Source organism: Devosia submarina, assembly GCF_003056345.1.
In the GTDB taxonomy this organism is placed as follows: domain Bacteria; phylum Pseudomonadota; class Alphaproteobacteria; order Rhizobiales; family Devosiaceae; genus Devosia; species Devosia submarina.
In genome coordinates, this window is sequence record NZ_PYWB01000002.1 from 14,571 (window position 1) to 31,122 (window position 16,552).

A 16,552-nucleotide genomic window follows, 5' to 3' on the forward strand; every position below is an offset into this window, starting at 1 on the left:
CGGGACGACGGCTGATAGCTCAAAAGCATAAATAGCGGACTGTGACTCCGTCTCTCTTGGTTTGTCTGGGCACTTGTAATGCTCGCGGGCGAGTAGGAGCGTCTTGTGATGAATAGCGATGGCTGTCTAAACGACATCTCCACCGTAGCCGTGTAGGATCACCACACCATCGCCCTAGCTACATTCAGCGGGCCGGTGATAACGCCGGCTGACCCTCTGCCAGGTCGCGTGCTAGTGAGGTCCTTAGCGAGTCCACAGCTCCCTGCTAGGTCATGAGGATAGATTTGTGAAACGCATCATTTCGCTTCTGCTGTTGGTTGCGATGACTCAGACCTCCTATGGCGCTTCGAGGGTAACCGCCTTCATGGACGGCAACGAGTTGTTTGAAGCTTGCCAGGTCCAGGACCAAAGTTGCCCCGGGTACATAATTGGCGTAGCCGACGCACTGGAGATGGTGGCCCCACACCTAGCCAATATCTGTCGACCACAGGGCGTCACAGCACAGCAGATAGCAGACGTGTTGATGGAATGGCTCGATGAGCATCCGGAAGAACGGCACCGCCCGGCTGCTAAACTTACTGGGCTGGCTTTCGCAGAAGCTTGGCCCTGCACTGAGTAGTGGCACTTAAGCTGCTAAGGTAGTTAGGTGGAAAGGGGAGCAGGCATCCTGATCCCCTTCGCTCCTTAGTTGCCGCCTGGACGTTCAGACGCAGCCCGGCCGCCGCAACGCGAACCATCAGCAGCCCGGTCGGATGGAACGTTACATGGTCCGGCTAAGACCGAGGTGCTCATCACAGACAAAGCGAGAAGTGTAGCTACGAAGATCTTCATTTGGTCCCCCAGTAAGCGGCATATCGCCGTCGCCACTTGCTGAAACATCCGCTCGTAGGTCGCAATAGCTGCTTGCCAGCATTGTTAAGAGGACATGCAGCTCGTGGGCTAGTTCTGAAGCGATATTGATGCTTCTATTGTACCTTGGCATCTAAGGGGGGATATATGAAAAGACTAGTATTCGGACTCGCTGTTGCTGCGGCATTGGCGGGTTGCAAGGCTGAGATGGTTGAGGTTCGTCTTTCGGCCAAAGACATCAACAGCGCACTTGCCGGCGAAGCAGTGACAGTTCCTTTTAGCGCCACCTTCAACGTTCTAGGCGAGCTTGATGCCGAGCAACGCGCACAGATGGATCAGCTGCAGGATATTGCTGAACGCTACCTTTCGATAGACGACTTTCAGATGACCAGGGGTGAATACGGATCCGCCGAGCTGGAGCTCGAAGGTGAGTTGCCGCTAATTACCTCGGGAAATCGCGCCGATTCTGACGAGAGTGCTTTTGCGATCTTCGTAGAGTCAGTCGAAGGCGAGCCTCTACTCTCGGCCTTTCCACACTCCGTACGGCACGGCACCACCGCGACGTTCGCCGCCATGGAGGGTGACATGCAGGACGTCAACATCATGTTGGCCGCTGATGCCGTGCAACCAGCTCAGTTCCGGTTGAGAGCCGATGCTGGAGTTGACCTCCAGGTGCTGGCCGGAGGCTTTCAGCTCTCAGGCGAAAGCTTCGGAGTGAGAACCATTCCTATTGAAGATGGGGATTCTGAAACGATCACCTTTAAAGGCGGAGCATATGATGCGGTCGCCGGATCGTTTCTTGTGGCTCTAGGCGAAGAAACCGCGGATGTATCAGAGCAATCTAGTACTGTGCAGAAGGTTAAGTAGCTGACCTGGTCACGGGCGCCGTGATCATGCTGAATTATCGAGAGGTCGCGAGTGTAGCGGCGTCCTCTTCGCCAAGGTGCGTTCCAACCGCTCCATTGCAATTTCATCTGCAAGGTCATTCAGGACATCCCGGGCCTCGCGCGGGTTGGCTGCCGACCTTCGAGTTTATCAGGGAACAGACGCCAGGGTGTATTCCCGCTTAGCAAAAAGAGCTTGCGACACCCAGTAGGTGTCGCAAGCGTAGCGCTTAGGTATTGTTGTAGAACCAAATATAGCTCGGAAGAGCCTGCCGCCTCGGCCACGCCGGACAGATCGAGGGAAACTGAGCCAGCACATTCAAGATTTCTTGCTGAGTGTCGCGGCTCAGGTGCGCATTGGAGGCCCCTTTGGCATCTTCGATCAACCAGCCTCGTTGTCCAAACCTAGCAAGTTGTACAAGTCCTGGTTCGGCTCCATTCCAGCGGTAAAGGCATTGCCGGCCGGCCAGAATACCAAAAACGATATCAACGAACTCTTCTGGATCACGAAGGCAGTTTTTGAATTCGTGAGCCACAAGCCGGATATCGTTGGCGGATGTTATCGGCACTAGTGAACCATTGAAATCAAATGGTGACGGCGGAAACTCGAGCTGCGTCAACAGGCGCCGCAGTGCTTTCAATGGATTAGCGCTCTTATGGAGAGCATCCAACACCAGGGCTTCACCTATGGCTTCTTTCAAAAGGTGAGCTACCCAAACGGCTCCCGAAAATCGATCCGGTTCAACGTCTCTTTGGATCAAGTAGGAGAGCACCCGAATGCTGAATTCATCGTCGGGGATCTCTATCAAGTTATTGACGAGATCAAGGTCCAGCTTCTCGCTGTGCTGGATCATTTTGGCCGCCTGCCCTCCTCTTGAAAAGAGATCGAACAGGCCGAGATAAACCTCTGCTTGTTGGGCAGTGGTCCCGAGCTTCTTGAGAGCCGGCAGCAATCCTGCAGGACAAGATCCGAAACCATCCATGATGATGTCCCGCGCCTTTGTGAAACGCAGGAATTCGGAAAGAGAGGGACTGGGCTGTTGCTCGGTTTTCTTTGATAACCAAGCGCACCATACTGGCGGCGAAAATCCGAGGCCGCCAAGTACTCCATCAAATATCCGTCCCATATCTGATGGATAGTCGCACAAAACTCGCCGCTGATTAATTCAACGATCGAATTGGTATTTGTCGTGAAGGTTAGATTGTAGCTGCTTTCGTCTATCTGATTAAACATCTGCTAAATATAACGCAAACTACGCAAAAACACAATCTGATGCGGCGTGCTCTCGTTGAATGATCACCATTAATAATAAGCGATTTTAATGCTTCGGGTATCTCCAGATAGAATCCGGTATTTCTGCGTCCGATTTCAGAATATTCTGAAATTTCAGATTGTATTTAAAGACCCTATATAAATCTTTGGTTCTATTTTCTCCGAAATTCACATTTTGAATGAAAATATCTGATATACAAACTCTCTTACCGCTTATGAATTTATTTCGGACGTCTTGCACCAAAGCTTCTTGATTTCTGTCGATAAACCAGACGGTATGGAAATGAAGGTCTATTATTTCCCCAATTTCGCGAGCGAATTTATGACCTCCCGGCTCTAAGAATGTCCAAACTATTGGGTAAGATGAGCGATCTTTTCGGTGATAGTTTTTGCCCAGCAATTTGGCACAAACCATGTTGTAGAATAGTTCGAAATATTTGCGCAAACGCTCGATCGTTCCGTCGAGCGTGCCAAATTGTTCTATCGATCTGCTGATTTTGAACTTGAATGTAATGTTTAGAACGATTTTGTCGTTGTACCCATTTTCCAGTTGGTCCAAGCGCAATAAGATCTCACTGTAAAAATCGCTTGCCCATATTTTGGCGTAGTCTAATCTCAAGACTATATTCCTTTCTTTTGATAATATTATATAAAGCCCGATATAGAGGTCTATATCGTGGAGATTTTAGAACAAATCTCAGACATGCGTCCGGTGTTGTGGCCACCCGAGGATTTCCGTCGCGGTGATCTTCAACTCATGTTATTTATTTCGCACGGAGTGATATCTTCACTTCCACACTGATTTTGGCATGGTTTTGTTTGGCGATTTGGTCTCAGGCAGAGTGGTAACGCGCCAAACCCTGTCGTGGACAGGCTAATCTCCTCGGCCGCAGCGAAGCCGATCGCGTGCAAAGAGCGAAACACAGCCAGCCTTCGATGGCGATCAAACCTACTTCAAGGGTGCAAGCTGTTAGACAACTTGCAACCAACTGTCGAGGAGAGGACGACTTGCACGAGGGGGCTCGATTCAGCCTTAGCAGTCAGTGCAAGCTTTGAAGTCTCTGAGGTGACTTAAAAGTTCGAAGCCTCGTTACCATTTCGCAAAGCGAGCCCAAACAAGAGCGTCCAGATATCAGCAATCGGTTCGGGCGGATCGCTGCGTCATCCATCTCTGTCAAAAGAATGGATGACGGCGTCTTTAAACCTCCGGGTCCAGGCGAAATCAGCGTTTGGAGGCGCTTTCTGCTAGTTGCTTTTGGTTTGCCGCTTGAGTGTAGCGTACAACTTCTTTCAACGTCCTGTGGCCCGTTATTGACATGATCTCATGCGGCGTCGCGCCCTTTTCCGCTAGACGAGTTGCGCAAGCCTTGCGAAGGCCATGGGCACGACCCGGGACGCCAGCCTCAATGCACCTATCGCGAAACCAATTGCCAAATCCATTATCAGAGAATGGTTTGTTGAACTCATTCACCAAATAGACTTCGTCACCTGTAGGGCTAGCGTCTAATACTTTCTTGAGTTCTGGAAAAATAGGTATTTCGAGATCGATTGGTTTTTTGTCCCGGTTCTTTTGCTGAGTGAATTTCAGCCACCCTGACTTCTCGTGCTTACGGCCGAACTGCACTATGTCCCCCCGGCGCTGACCTGTGTATAGAAGCAGAGCAAGCGCGAGGTGCGCCTTAGTTCCGATCGGATGGCGCCGCTCGAATTTTTCGACTTCTTCGATCGTCCATGTGTGGTGGCCGGCAGGATTGTTGCTCCTGTAATACTTTACATGCCGCGCAGGATTGATCTGGGTGATATTGACCTCGGTTGACGTTGCCCAGTTAAATACAGCTCGAATAGCCTTCACGCGTCCATTTGCAGCTTCTGGCGTACCGCGCTTTGCGTCACGTAATCTTGCAACGGTTGTTGGCTTGAACTCATCCAGCGGAACTTCACCATAGGTGAGCGTTTGGCCTTTAGGGCTTTCGCCCATGCAGTGATTCAGAATGCCACGACGGACTCGCCTGGTTCGTTCGTTCAACTCTCCGTACTCCGGAGAGCTCATGTATTGTTGGCAGAGCCACGCGAACGTATTCTCGTTGGGCTGGTGAAGCTTTTTGGCTTCTGGTCGGAATCCCGCAAGTAAGCGCCGATAGAGTTCTTCCCACTCGGGCGTACCAGGTGTACCGTGCATGCGAACGTTCTTCTGACCCTTTTGGCGGAAATAGACGAACCATTTGCCTGAGCCTTTTGGCACCTCGTATTCGACGACGAACCGAGGCAAGCGAGACGCGGGCCTTCTCATTGGAATGCGCTCCACTTATTGGATTCCGTGTCGTCGTCATCTCCGGGCAACTTAGCAAATGCTCGTTCAAGCTTCTGCCGATCCCAAACGCGGCGAGCGTCGATACGCTTCGGCTTCGGCATCCGCCCGTCTTTGACCATCTCGTCAAACTTGGACGGGCTTACATCGATGTATGCAGCCGCTACTTCTCTTGACAAGCCAATGGGGGGCAGCGAGGGCGGCAAACTGTGAGCACGGGTCGGCGCGCGGCTTCTTGAATCTACCTCCATTGGAAGAGCCTCCGAGAACCCTGCGACTGATCAGAACCGAAAGCGAAAGAGCGGCCTCCAGCAATGCCACTCCACCACTTTGAGAGCTTCGCGTTTGTACCGAAGCTTACCCCAATGGAAGACATGCTAGTGACGCATGAAACTGCGACAACAAATTTAGCCCGCAGATCTCCTTTACTACCTTTACTTTTATCTTTCAAAATCACCATGTAATTCGCATCATCGTCTAGTATAATCATCATATTTCCTGTACTATGTTTTCATATCGACATTCCTTCTGGTTTGCCGGTTTGTATTAGTACCTGCGGCCTTTTGCTAACTAGGTACAACTACAATTTAACATATGGAATTCGATTCCACAATACTCTATTTTGAAAGTATAAAATTCTTATAACCAATGGTCCTCGCTTGAGAGACTATGGCGAGGAACACACCCAGCTAGAAAGGTTTACGATGCTGTTTGCCTGCCGATCCACATGCATCGGCCTCGCGAGAGTAGTGCCATCATTGAGCTAATGCCGCTGCGCTGATGCCGACTAAAGCTAGTTAAGCGGCCAAGGCTCAGTTGGAGAAGCACTTCAGGCCCGAATTGCGAAACTCGTTATTACTCCGCAAACCTGCCGTCGGTTTCGTTTCCTCAGCTCAGACCACGAGTGACGTGCACTGTACGTTTATTTCCGCGAGAGCCGTGGCGCTCACTCTATCGGCTTAGGAGCACTGACCAGCCGGCCGAGTGATTGGCAGCAGCGACTGCAACGTTGAAGGACAAAGGAGACAACCTTCAAGCGGACGAACCCCGTCCCCAACGGAATAAGTTCGCGCCCAAAGTGTCTAAGAAAACGCCCAACCAGCAGCGCGCTAGACAAAAAGAGATAAAAATTGAGGAAGATCAATGCCTCAATGGAGGCATGGTGCCCGGGACCGGAATCGAACCAGTGACACGCGGATTTTCAATCCGCTGCTCTACCAACTGAGCTACCCGGGCATCGGGGCGGAAGGACCGCCCGGCTTGAAGCCATGGGCCTTATAGGGGATGGATTTTGCGTTCGCAAGCGGGAAAAGGGTCTGTGGACAAGGAGTTTGTAGGACCCACTTTCGCAAGAGCGTGGGCTTGGAATAAGTATGCGCCGGAACCTAGCTGGAGAGGCTGTGAGGCGCTATTCTGATTAGCCTACCTGCCTTCTCCCTTACCCGCAGTTTCCGTTCTGTCTCTGATCGCTTTGCCAGTACCAAAGTCGGCTCGCTGATCCGAGACTTGCGCAATGGTTCTCGGCCCGAAGCAGACGAGGTGAAGCCACTGGGGCTCTCACTTAAATAGGCAAGCTGAAGCCCTTAGCTAACCCGACCTTTAGAGAGGATAAACTGATCGGCCCTTGGGCGGCTACATTCACCCACGGACCGGAAAACAGGCTTCCCGTTTAGTACGCCTCAGTGTTCTCGTTTCAGGCATGACGCGACCCCGTCGCCCTGGACGTCGTGCTCGGCTCAGATATTGTCGTCTTCGTCAGCGCCCGCAGCAAGATCATCGTTCACTGGCTCGTCGTCGCGAGCAGGGATAACGTACGCGCCGGTGAGCCAACGATTGAGGTCGATGTCGGCGCAGCGTTTAGAGCAGAAGGGCTTGAAGGCTTCCACAGGGGGCTTGCCGCAGATGGGGCATTTTCGAGCTGTCGACATCAGACGCCCGACAAACTCGATTGATTGAGCCAGTTGAAATGCACGGGATAGCCTTCGCCAGCCAAGAGCGATGCGGTTTCCATCAGTGGCAGGCCGACCACACTCGAATAAGAGCCGGAGAGCTTGACCACAAAGGCGCCTGCAATGCCTTGGATTGCGTAGCCGCCCGCCTTGTCGCGCCATTCGGCGCTGGCCAAATAGGCTTCCAGTTCGCGGGTGGAAAGGCGTTTGAAACGGATGCGGGTTTCCACTAGCCGCTGGCGCTTGGCGCCCGATGGCGTAATGAGAGTCACGCCGGTATAAACGCGATGGGCGCGGCCGGAGAGCATGGCCAGGCACTGGCCGGCTTCGTCCATGGTTTCGGCCTTGGGCAGCACGCGACGGCCAACAGCAACAACCGTATCGGCCGCGAGAACAAGAGCGCCGTTGCCGAAGCCGGCAGAGCGTGCCATTTGCTGTGCAGTGTGGGCCTTAAGGTCAGCGAGGCGCATGGCAAGCTTACGCGGCAGTTCACCTTTTTCTGGTGTCTCGTCCACATGCGCGGGCACCAGATGCTCGGGTTCAATGCCGATCTGGTTCAGCAAGGCAAGCCGACGCGGCGAGGCGGAGGCCAGGATCAGGTCAGGACGACTGGCCATGATCTGCGTTACTTAAATCGATAGGTGATACGACCTTTGGTTAGGTCGTAAGGCGTCATTTCGCACAAGACCTTGTCGCCAGCCAGAACGCGGATGCGGTTCTTGCGCATGCGGCCAGCAGTGTGAGCGATGATCTCATGCTCGTTCTCCAACTTGACCCGAAAGGTCGCGTTGGGGAGCAATTCAGTCACCACGCCCGGAAATTCGAGCACTTCTTCCTTCGCCATACTGTCTCCTGAAAGGACCCATGGGGCATTGATTTGCCGGCCGAGGGTCGGAAATTGGCCGGAACCTACTTCAATTCATCTGTTTTGTGAACCACCGGAAACCAGAGGTTCCAGTTGTTCTCGAACGCGGCGGCGGAGCCGGTCGCGCAGGTCCCGATAGGCGCCCAAAATTGTTTCGCGATTACCCTCAACAAGCGAGGGGTCGGGCATGGTCCAGGCCTCAACGGCGCCCGCTTCCAGCCCCTTGCGCTGGACAGCTTCAGGAGCGTCGTGGGAAAGCGTTACAACCAGATCGAAGCGGTTCGCAACGAGTTCGTCCAGGATATGGGGTGTATGAACACTCATATCAATGCCGATCTCCTCCATGACCTCGTGGACAAACTGGTCGGCTTTGCCGCCACTGACGCCGACGGAGCGGGTGATAATGCGCCCAGGATAAGCTTGGCGGGCCAGGGCGGCAGCCATCGGAGAGCGAACCGAGTTCATGGAGCAGACGAACAACACAGTCGGCAGTTCGCTGATCCGTTCGTCGATCCGGCTGGCGTAGGGCTGGACGGCGCAGATCAAGGTGAACAAGCGGCGGGCGGTATTGAGATCAATGATGATCTTGTTGGTGAGGCGCGTGCGCAAGAGTTCGGCCGCCTCGTTGTGCATGCCGCGCCGGGCCATGTCCACGGTCTCGATCTGGAACGGTTGCGCGGAGCGGATAGCTTCATAGTACGCGTCTCGGATGCGGAAATAGTCCCGGATCAGGCGACGAAAGGGCGTGAGCGAAAGATAGTGCGCAGCGATCGGCTGGAAGTTGTCGGGATTACGCACATCGAGCACAATGGAATTACCAATAATGGACATGTGGAGCGCAAAAGGTCCGGTGGCGGCGACGCGTGCGGGGCGGAAGCTGTTGTCCTCCAGAAGATCATAGATGGCGATACGCCATTCATGCACCTCGTCGGGATTGATCGAGGTGATGGTATTTGGATCAAGGGTCACGGTGACCAGGCGATCGGTATCTGAGACCTTCGCGCTGGTGCCCATGGAGATGCTCAAGAGTTAAGCCTGATAGAAATGGAGCGCCCGTGCCCGTCAAGCGCTTCAACCTCGGACAGGATGATAGCTGCCTTGCTGATGGCGGATAAGGACATGGGATCGCAGCCCAGGATCGATGTTCGCTTCATGAAGTCAAGGACGCCCAAGCCTGAGGCAAATCGCGCCGAGCGGGCGGTTGGCAGTACGTGGTTGGAGCCACCGACATAATCGCCAATAGCCTCGGGTGTGTGATGACCCAGGAAGATTGCGCCAGCGTGCCGGATGAAATCGAGCACGGATCTCGGGTCATTTATGGCGAGTTCCACGTGCTCGGAGGCAATGCGGTTTGCAAGGTCACAGGCCTCAAGGAGCGACGCCACGGTGATGATGGCGCCGAATTCATCCCAGCCTTCGCGCGCCAAAGCCTGCTTGGGCAGAAGCGCCAGTTGCCGATCGACCTCATCGGCAACAGCATCGGCGAGACCTTTCTCTGTGGTCACAAGGATGGACTGGGCCCCTCCCCCGTGCTCCGCCTGGGCAATCAAATCGGCTGCGACCCAGGCGGGGTTCGCCGATCCGTCGGCAATCACCAAAATTTCGGAAGGGCCGGCGATCATGTCGATACCAACTTGGCCGAAGACCTGGCGCTTGGCCGCGGCGACATAAGCATTGCCAGGACCAGTTACCTTGTCCACCCGGGGGATGGTTGCCGTTCCATAAGCAAGGGCCGCGATCGCCTGCGCTCCGCCCACACGGTAGATCTCGGTTACACCTGCAATTTGTGCCGCAAGCAAGATGGCCGGGTTCATCTGGCCCTGCGGGGTGGGGACCACCATGGCGATGCGTCCGACTCCGGCGACCTTGGCCGGCACTGCGTTCATCAGCACGGAAGATGGGTAGGATGCCAGACCGCCTGGAACATAAATGCCAACAGCATCAACGGGGGTCCAACGCGAGCCAAGGGTCACGCCCAGATGATCGGTATAGATGTGATCCTGGGGCTTTTGCTTTTCATGATGGGCGCGAATGCGATCATGCGCAGTCTGCAAGGCGCCTCGCACTTCCGGTGACACAGAGGCCGCTGCACGCTCAACTTCCGCGCCAGTGACCCTGAGTGTCTCAGGGGAAACGCCAGCAGCATCAAATCGATTTGTGTACTCCACCAAGGCGCCGTCGCCGCGCAGGCGGACATCGGCGATTATGGCGGCAACGGTGTCGCTGACGTCCTGGCTGGATTCCCGCTTGCCGCCAAGGAGTTCACCGAAGCGCTGCTCGAAATCCCCGTCGGCACTGTCGAGGCGAATGGGCATAGATTGATCCTTGGAGCAGCGGTTAGTCGAGAGGGTGGCTTGGTTTGGCCATGGCAGCCCAGGCAGCGCCCAGATCGGACATGCGAGCCTCAAGGCATTCGACGCCAAGCCGCACAGTGCCGCCGCCGGCAAAGCTCAATTCCACAATGCCGGCTGGACCATCAATGGGGGTGAAGGTGATCGCCAGGAGTTCCAGCACGCCTTCAGCTGAAGACGGATCGAACCCATTGGTGACCACAGAGTCGACCGCATCGAAATGCAAGGCCGCGCGCTTGCGTACACCCTTGCTCCGTCGAGCCAGGTCCGCCGCCCAGTCAAAGCGGTTCATCAGCAGGGCAAAACGTCGGTCTCCCCGGGCATAACCCATGTCGGCTACGCGAACTATTGCATCTTGCACATGGGCGGAGATGACCTCGAGGTCTTCGGTGTCCAGCGCCATCAGCTTGAGATCGGTCATTGTGGGTAGGCCCTTGGTGAACTTGGGAGCACTGATCTGGTCGCGCCACCAACGATCTACAAGCTGGCGCAGGAGCGGGCAACTGTCACCTGTGCATAAGCCAGCCCTTGCTGAGAACGCCTCGCGCTTGAGGACGGGGGCACTTGCGTCACTCATATGTCATAAATAGAACTGCGAGAATGACCCAAGGACCGCTTGTTTCCACCAAGATGACGGCTGCAGATTACAGGCGGCACTTTCCTCAGATCGAATCGGGGTTCAACTGGGAGCGCTTCGCTGCCGAGCGCTGGCCAATTGAGCGCCGCGTGCTGACAAACCGCGAGGAACTCCTTGGCTTTTACACATTTTTCCGGAGCAGCCTGGGCCGGGTAATGCCCCGCTTTTTGCATTGGCTGGCGTCGCGACAAATGCGGATGGCAGAAGTTCTGGAGAAGCTCCACCGCCTGCCAACCGAGGACCGCCAGAGCATCAACTATTTCCTGAAGCTGTGGAGCGTCAGTACGGAGCCGATCAGCATGGATCTGCCGACTTACCGGTTCGGCGAAACCGAGCATTTCATCATGGACGGCAACCACCGCGCCTGTGCCATAGCCCTGTCTGGCAGACCCTTCCGCATCGAACTCTACAGCATTGCTGGTCCGCGCGAGCCGGACGCCCTGGTGGATTTGGCCTCCTGCAAATAGACAGATCTTGCAGATAGTAGATGGCCGGCTCACAAGAAGCCGGCCATGCTTTTAGCCAGCGATACGCTCGATTTCCGCGCCGCAACGGCCGAGCTTGTCTTCCAGCCGCTCGAAGCCACGATCAAGGTGGTAGATGCGATTGACGATTGTTTCGCCGCGAGCAGCCAAACCAGCGATAACCAGCGAAACCGAGGCGCGCAAATCCGTGGCCATGACCTGGGCGCCCTTCAGCTGGGACTTGCCACGTACAGTGGCCAATTGCCCATCAACGGAAATGTCGGCTCCAAAGCGGGCAAGTTCCGCCACATGCATGTAGCGGTTCTCGAAGATAGTTTCGCGAATGTGGCTGATGCCCGAGGACATGGTCATCAGGGCCATGAACTGGGCCTGCAGATCGGTCGGAAAGCCTGGGAAGGGATCGGTCTCTACATCAACTGGCTGGATGCCGTTGCCATTCCTATAGACGCGGACGCCGTTGTCTTCCACGGTGAGTTCAGCGCCAGTGCGGCCCAGAATATCAAGCGCTGCCTGTAGATGGTCGGCCCGGGCACCCTTGAGCAGAACGTTACCGCCCGTCATGGCTACCGCCATGGCAAAAGTGCCAGTTTCAATGCGATCAGGTATGACGTCCACCGTAGCGCCGTGCAGTTTCTCGACGCCTTCCACAGTGATGGTGCGGGTCCCAATGCCGGAAATCTTCGCGCCCATGGCGACAAGGCACTCGGCGACATTGGTGATCTCGGGCTCCTGGGCGGCGTTCTCGATCACCGTCGTGCCTTTGGCCAGGGCCGCAGCCATCAGGATGGTGTGGGTGGCGCCAACCGAAACCTTGGGGAAGACGATGCGCGCGCCGACGAGGCCACCCTTGGGGGCCTTGGCCACGACATAGCCATCGTCGATATCGATTTCGGCGCCGAGTTCCCTGAGGCCATATAGGAATAGGTCTACCGGCCGGGTGCCAATGGCGCAGCCGCCGGGCAGCGACACGCGCGCCTCATGGCAGCGGGCGAGCAGCGGTCCGATCACCCAGAAGCTGGCGCGCATCTTGCTGACCAGGTCGTACGGCGCGGTTGTATCTACGATATCGGCAGCGTGAAAGGTCATGCGCTGGCCAACTACCTCGTCCTCGCCGCGGCGGCGGCCATGAACAGCAATATCCACGCCGTGATTCTCGAGAATACGCTCGAGCTGCTTGACGTCAGCAAGGCGCGGGACATTCTGCAATACCAGAGGCTCATCGGTCAGAAGCGAAGCGATCATCAGCGGCAGGGCCGCATTCTTGGCGCCCGAAATGGGGATCTCGCCATTGAGTTCGTTGCCACCAATCAAGCGGATACGGTCCATAAGTCTATTCCTATGTGGCGGCCCATGTGGGCCTTCTACCTGGGGATGGAGGTAGGCCAAGTCCTAGTTGCCACGTAAGCCAGACTCGCCGCTCTCAGCGTTGAAGCGATGTGACTAGCACATCCGAAGGATTGTCGCCCAAAAATGGTTTACGGTTTATTGACCGTGTCCGTCTGGGGTGCCGTTTCAGGCAAGGGTGCCTGGTTGTCCGCGCTGGTGCGTGCCCTGGCTTGCGTCTTGCGACGCTTGAGGTTTTCGCGCAGCTTTGCGGCCAATCTTTGCTCGCGCTGACTGGCTTGCTCGGTTTTGCTCATGGCGGGCCCATATCACTGTGCAGGACAACAAGATGTCTGCTGACGCCTCATAGGCGTTTTTTGCCCTTGCGTCGAGATTATCCCTATGGCAGTAGAGCCCCCGTCGCGGCCAGCACATAAGCCTCCGCACGAACGCTGCCGTAGCTCAGTGGTAGAGCACTCCCTTGGTAAGGGAGAGGCCGACAGTTCAATCCTGTCCGGCAGCACCATCAACCCTCGTGAATATGCTCCTCAAAGCTTCGCGCTGCATGCAGTAGTGCTTGCTGGTCTCTGTGAGCTTTGAACCAACGGGCACCACAAGCACAACGCTGGAAAATGTCGGACCATAAAGATGAAGGCCGTTAAACTCCGGGAGAAGCATCTCTGCTAAAGATCTAGTAAGCGCTCGGCGAAACGGCAACGGCGTTGGATATCAGCTGGAAAGAACCCGAGCAGCTTTCAAAAGAAAATGTCGTCAAGATTCGCTTCTTCTGCCTTTTCAATGTCAGGCGCCGTGGCGGACTGATCAACGCCAAACATCTCCCCATGAATCCGGCGCTCTGCGTCCATTGTGTAACGCTTGCAGTGGGTCGAAAGCGCCTCGACGACAATGGCTGGCAGTTCGCCCGCTGCACGCTCCTGGCATTCCGAGGCCAATTGCATTTGCAGGTCGCGCATGGTTTCGGCAATGGCCGTTAGGCCGCGAAACGTATCGGCGGCAGTGCCTAGGAGCTTTATCACGCTCGGGCCGTCGCGGTTGAGGGCACCAAGCGCTTCGGCAAGCGATCTGTCGACTTGTTCAAGCATGACCAGTGCGGCGCTCGCTTCCTGCTCCAACTGGCCGATGCGCCCAGCCGTGTTGCCATTGGCAGCAGCTCCAAAGGATTGTGCAAGGCCGGCAGCTTCGTGCAGGCTCGCCATGGCCGCTTCAGCCGCGGCGACCGTTTCCCCGGTGAGCTCGCGCAGCTGACGGGCGATCACGTTGAGGGCGGCGCCGCGCGGCCCCAGCTGGGCACATTTGACCGCAGCATTGAGGCTGACGAGACGCATATTCGCCTCGATCTCCTGCACCGCTTCAACATGGCTGAGCAGCACGCCGACCGTGTCGAGAACGGCGCTTGCGACGGCTTCGAGCTTGGTGCGCTCGGCTTCGCAATCGCGCAGGACTGTGGCGGCGTGGCGCACCGCCTGGTTGAGCGTGGCGAGGGAGGATCCCTCGTTGCTGCCCTCTCCGTAGACGGCGCGGCTTTGAGCCATTATGGCCCCGGCGTCGGCAGCCAGATCGCGCAAGGCATCTCCCGCTTCGGCGACGTCGTCTTCGAACGCGTCGGCCGCCGCCGTGAGTTGGGCGACCTGTAGGCTGCCCAAGACCGAGCGCGCGGCGATGGCCTCGTCTGCGGTCATAAGTCCTTGCTCGATAAGGCTGCTCAAGGCATCGATACCGCTTTCGATATGCTCGATACGTTGACGCGTTGCGTCTCCGACCTGGAGCGCCATAACAGCGCTGGCGATCCGGCCGACAATTTGGCGGGAGACGCGGCCGGTTTCGGCGGCGCTGGCGACGGAAACGGCACGCTGGCGCGCAAGCTCGTCGAGCGCCTTTTCCATGTCGAGGGCCAGTGCGTCGAGCGTTTCGGAATGTGCGTTCTCGAACTGGCCCCGTTGACGCGCCGCCTGCCCGACTTCCTCGGTGAGGCGGCGATAGGCCGTAGTGAAGGCCTGGATCGTGGCGGTGGCGCTGTCGGAGAGCTTAGCGATATCGGTGGTGAAAACGTCAAAGTCGTCACTGTCACCCACGACGCTCGCAGCGACAACACGGGCGTTGATCGCAACAATGCTCATCATCTTGACCGCGCGCCGCAACTCCGCAATCGGGTGATCGGCGGATGTGACGACAGCTACGAGGCGCGACAGATCGGCCTGCTCGGTCGCGAACATGGCGGAGATGGTCTTGGCTTGCGCGCCGATCTCGGCAAGACGGGTGGAGGCTTCCACTAGGCGAGGGCTTTGCAGTTCTGCGGGTAGCGCCTCGAACACCTTGGTCACGCGGTTGAGCATGGTGGCGCCTTCGGACAGGCGCGCGCCCACGGCAAGGAAAGTGGTTTCGATCTGTTCGCGCGGCGCAGCTAGCGCCTGCCCGATTGCCTTGACGCGGGCTTCATTGCTGTTCGCAGCAGGAAGCGAGACGGCGAGAACGCTCATGAGCTGGATCCCAAACGTTGCGCTTGGCGCGCGTAGGTCTCGATTTCGTGCGCCACGCGGCTCAGCGGGACAGTGCGCACCGCAGCGCCGCGCTGGATGGCTTCCTTGGGCATGCCGAACACAACGGAGCTTTCCTCGTCCTGTGCGACGGTATGGCTGCCCGCCTCCCGCATTTCGAGCAGGCTACGTGCGCCATCATCACCCATGCCGGTCAGGATGATGCCCATGGCGTTCTTGCCCGCCACCTGGGCCGCAGAGCGAAAGAGCACATCGACCGATGGCCGGTGGCGGGAGACATGGGGGCCATCAACAATGCTGACGCTGTAGCGATTGCCGGTACGCACCAGCACCAGATGCTGATTGCCCGGTGCGATCAGCGCCCGGCCGGGCAGGAGAACGTCGCCATCTTCGGCTTCCTTGACCTCGATGGCGCAAAGCGCGTTCAGCCGGCGTGCAAAGGCTGCGGTGAATTTTTCGGGCATGTGCTGCACGATGACGAGGGGCGGCGTGCTGGTCGGAAGCTTTTCGAGCACATCGCGCAAGGCCTCAGTGCCGCCCGTGGACGCCCCGATGCAGATGATCGGATCGGTTTGCGGTAACCTCGCGCGCAAAGCTGCGGCGCGAGCCTCCGAAAGGGGCGGAATGATTGCATCGGCCGTGAGCTTAGCTTCGGCATTGACGGGTGGCGGCGGTGCCTTTTTCACCCCACGGAACTTGGCGTGTGCGGCCGCCTTGGCCGCATCGCAGATGCGCATGCGCGATTCCTGGAGGAATTGCGTGGTGTCCACGCGCGGCTTGGCGACGACATCCACCGCGCCAGCTTCAAGCGCTTGCATCAGGGTATCGGAGCCAGCCTCGGCCAGGCTCGAGCAAATCACCACCGGAATGGGGCGCTGGCTCATGATCTTGCGCAGGAAGGTCAAACCGTCCATCCGCGGCAGTTCGATGTCGAGAAACATGACATCGGGCACTTCCTGGCGGATGCGTTCCACCGCGACATAGGGGTCGGCGGCTGTCGCCATGACTTCGAGCTGGGGATCGCTGCTGATGATTTCGCTTAGAGTCATGCGAACCGAAGCGCTGTCGTCAACAATCAAGACGCGGATCTTGCCGCCGGACGTGGACATGGG

Annotated in this window: 16 protein-coding genes, 2 tRNA genes and 1 pseudogene; 4 read left to right on the top strand and 15 right to left on the bottom strand. The window is 56.8% G+C overall.

Annotated features, from left to right (window positions below):
* Positions 1-286: 286 nt before the first annotated feature.
* Together DDE77_RS02650 and DDE77_RS02660 are read left to right on the top strand one after the other, a co-directional pair.
* A complete protein-coding gene (locus DDE77_RS02650; protein ID WP_157959632.1) occupies positions 287-619 on the top strand; it encodes a Rap1a/Tai family immunity protein in 333 nt (110 codons plus the stop codon).
* A gap of 377 nt (positions 620-996) precedes the next feature.
* The gene (locus tag DDE77_RS02660; protein WP_108395909.1) at positions 997-1,716 is read left to right on the top strand and encodes a hypothetical protein; all 720 of its coding nucleotides are present in this window, start codon (positions 997-999) and stop codon (positions 1,714-1,716) included.
* 247 nt (positions 1,717-1,963) lie between these two features.
* On the opposite strand, the gene DDE77_RS02665 is transcribed toward DDE77_RS02660, so the two are convergent.
* The 11 genes and pseudogenes from DDE77_RS02665 to DDE77_RS02715 all read right to left on the bottom strand — a co-directional run bounded on the left by DDE77_RS02665 (position 1,964) and on the right by DDE77_RS02715 (position 10,900).
* Positions 1,964-2,881 (bottom strand): hypothetical protein, encoded by a 918-nt coding sequence (locus DDE77_RS02665; RefSeq protein ID WP_157959633.1) that lies wholly within the window; start codon positions 2,879-2,881, stop codon positions 1,964-1,966.
* A 171-nt stretch (positions 2,882-3,052) separates the two neighbouring features.
* Entirely contained in the window at positions 3,053-3,625 is a 573-nt protein-coding gene (locus DDE77_RS02670; RefSeq protein WP_108395911.1) for a hypothetical protein, read from the bottom strand.
* 603 nt (positions 3,626-4,228) lie between these two features.
* Positions 4,229-5,275 carry a tyrosine-type recombinase/integrase gene (locus tag DDE77_RS02675; RefSeq protein ID WP_170116466.1) on the bottom strand — a complete coding sequence of 349 codons (1,047 nt, stop codon included), beginning with the start codon at positions 5,273-5,275 and terminating at the stop codon, positions 4,229-4,231.
* Between the two features lie 1,199 nt (positions 5,276-6,474).
* Positions 6,475-6,550 (bottom strand) — tRNA-Phe (locus DDE77_RS02685).
* Positions 6,551-7,050: 500 nt separating this feature from the next.
* The gene (gene yacG, locus DDE77_RS02690) at positions 7,051-7,242 is read right to left on the bottom strand and encodes a DNA gyrase inhibitor YacG (protein ID WP_108395914.1); all 192 of its coding nucleotides are present in this window, start codon (positions 7,240-7,242) and stop codon (positions 7,051-7,053) included.
* Positions 7,242-7,880: a Maf-like protein gene (locus tag DDE77_RS02695; RefSeq protein WP_108395915.1), complete on the bottom strand. Its 639-nt coding sequence runs from the start codon at positions 7,878-7,880 to the stop codon at positions 7,242-7,244. The genes yacG and DDE77_RS02695 overlap by 1 nt, the downstream gene beginning before the upstream one ends.
* An 8-nt stretch (positions 7,881-7,888) precedes the next feature.
* The gene (infA, locus tag DDE77_RS02700) at positions 7,889-8,107 is read right to left on the bottom strand and encodes a translation initiation factor IF-1 (protein ID WP_035082742.1); all 219 of its coding nucleotides are present in this window, start codon (positions 8,105-8,107) and stop codon (positions 7,889-7,891) included.
* Between the two features lie 75 nt (positions 8,108-8,182).
* Positions 8,183-8,611, bottom strand: a complete 429-nt coding sequence (locus DDE77_RS19835; RefSeq protein ID WP_281261288.1) for an arsenate-mycothiol transferase ArsC — start codon at positions 8,609-8,611, stop codon at positions 8,183-8,185.
* A 57-nt stretch (positions 8,612-8,668) separates the two neighbouring features.
* A pseudogene (locus DDE77_RS19840) lies at positions 8,669-9,142 on the bottom strand (UPF0262 family protein); the annotation flags it as partial.
* An 8-nt stretch (positions 9,143-9,150) separates the two neighbouring features.
* Positions 9,151-10,443: a histidinol dehydrogenase gene (gene hisD / locus DDE77_RS02710; protein WP_108395917.1), complete on the bottom strand. Its 1,293-nt coding sequence runs from the start codon at positions 10,441-10,443 to the stop codon at positions 9,151-9,153.
* A gap of 22 nt (positions 10,444-10,465) precedes the next feature.
* Complete coding sequence (locus DDE77_RS02715) at positions 10,466-10,900, bottom strand: DUF2948 family protein (RefSeq protein WP_108395918.1); 435 nt, start codon at positions 10,898-10,900, stop codon at positions 10,466-10,468.
* 179 nt (positions 10,901-11,079) lie between these two features.
* Here DDE77_RS02715 and DDE77_RS02720 point away from each other — a divergent pair, with 179 nt between their 5' ends.
* Entirely contained in the window at positions 11,080-11,583 is a 504-nt protein-coding gene (locus DDE77_RS02720; RefSeq protein ID WP_108395919.1) for a hypothetical protein, read from the top strand.
* 51 nt (positions 11,584-11,634) lie between these two features.
* Here the strand turns inward: DDE77_RS02720 and murA are convergent, their stop codons facing one another.
* Together murA and DDE77_RS19645 are read right to left on the bottom strand one after the other, a co-directional pair.
* On the bottom strand, positions 11,635-12,927 hold the full coding sequence (gene murA, locus DDE77_RS02725; RefSeq protein WP_108395920.1) for a UDP-N-acetylglucosamine 1-carboxyvinyltransferase: 1,293 nt from the start codon (positions 12,925-12,927) through the stop codon (positions 11,635-11,637).
* 149 nt (positions 12,928-13,076) lie between these two features.
* Positions 13,077-13,241 (bottom strand): hypothetical protein, encoded by a 165-nt coding sequence (locus DDE77_RS19645; RefSeq protein ID WP_170116467.1) that lies wholly within the window; start codon positions 13,239-13,241, stop codon positions 13,077-13,079.
* A gap of 134 nt (positions 13,242-13,375) precedes the next feature.
* On the opposite strand from DDE77_RS19645, the gene DDE77_RS02730 reads away from it, so the two are divergent.
* Positions 13,376-13,450, top strand: a tRNA-Thr gene (locus DDE77_RS02730).
* A gap of 229 nt (positions 13,451-13,679) precedes the next feature.
* Here the strand turns inward: DDE77_RS02730 and DDE77_RS02735 are convergent.
* Together DDE77_RS02735 and DDE77_RS02740 are read right to left on the bottom strand one after the other, a co-directional pair.
* Positions 13,680-15,422, bottom strand: a complete 1,743-nt coding sequence (locus DDE77_RS02735; protein WP_108395921.1) for a coiled-coil domain-containing protein — start codon at positions 15,420-15,422, stop codon at positions 13,680-13,682.
* Positions 15,419-16,549 carry a protein-glutamate methylesterase/protein-glutamine glutaminase gene (locus DDE77_RS02740; protein ID WP_108395922.1) on the bottom strand — a complete coding sequence of 377 codons (1,131 nt, stop codon included), beginning with the start codon at positions 16,547-16,549 and terminating at the stop codon, positions 15,419-15,421. Before DDE77_RS02740 ends, DDE77_RS02735 begins: the two co-directional genes overlap by 4 nt.
* Positions 16,550-16,552: the final 3 nt, after the last annotated feature.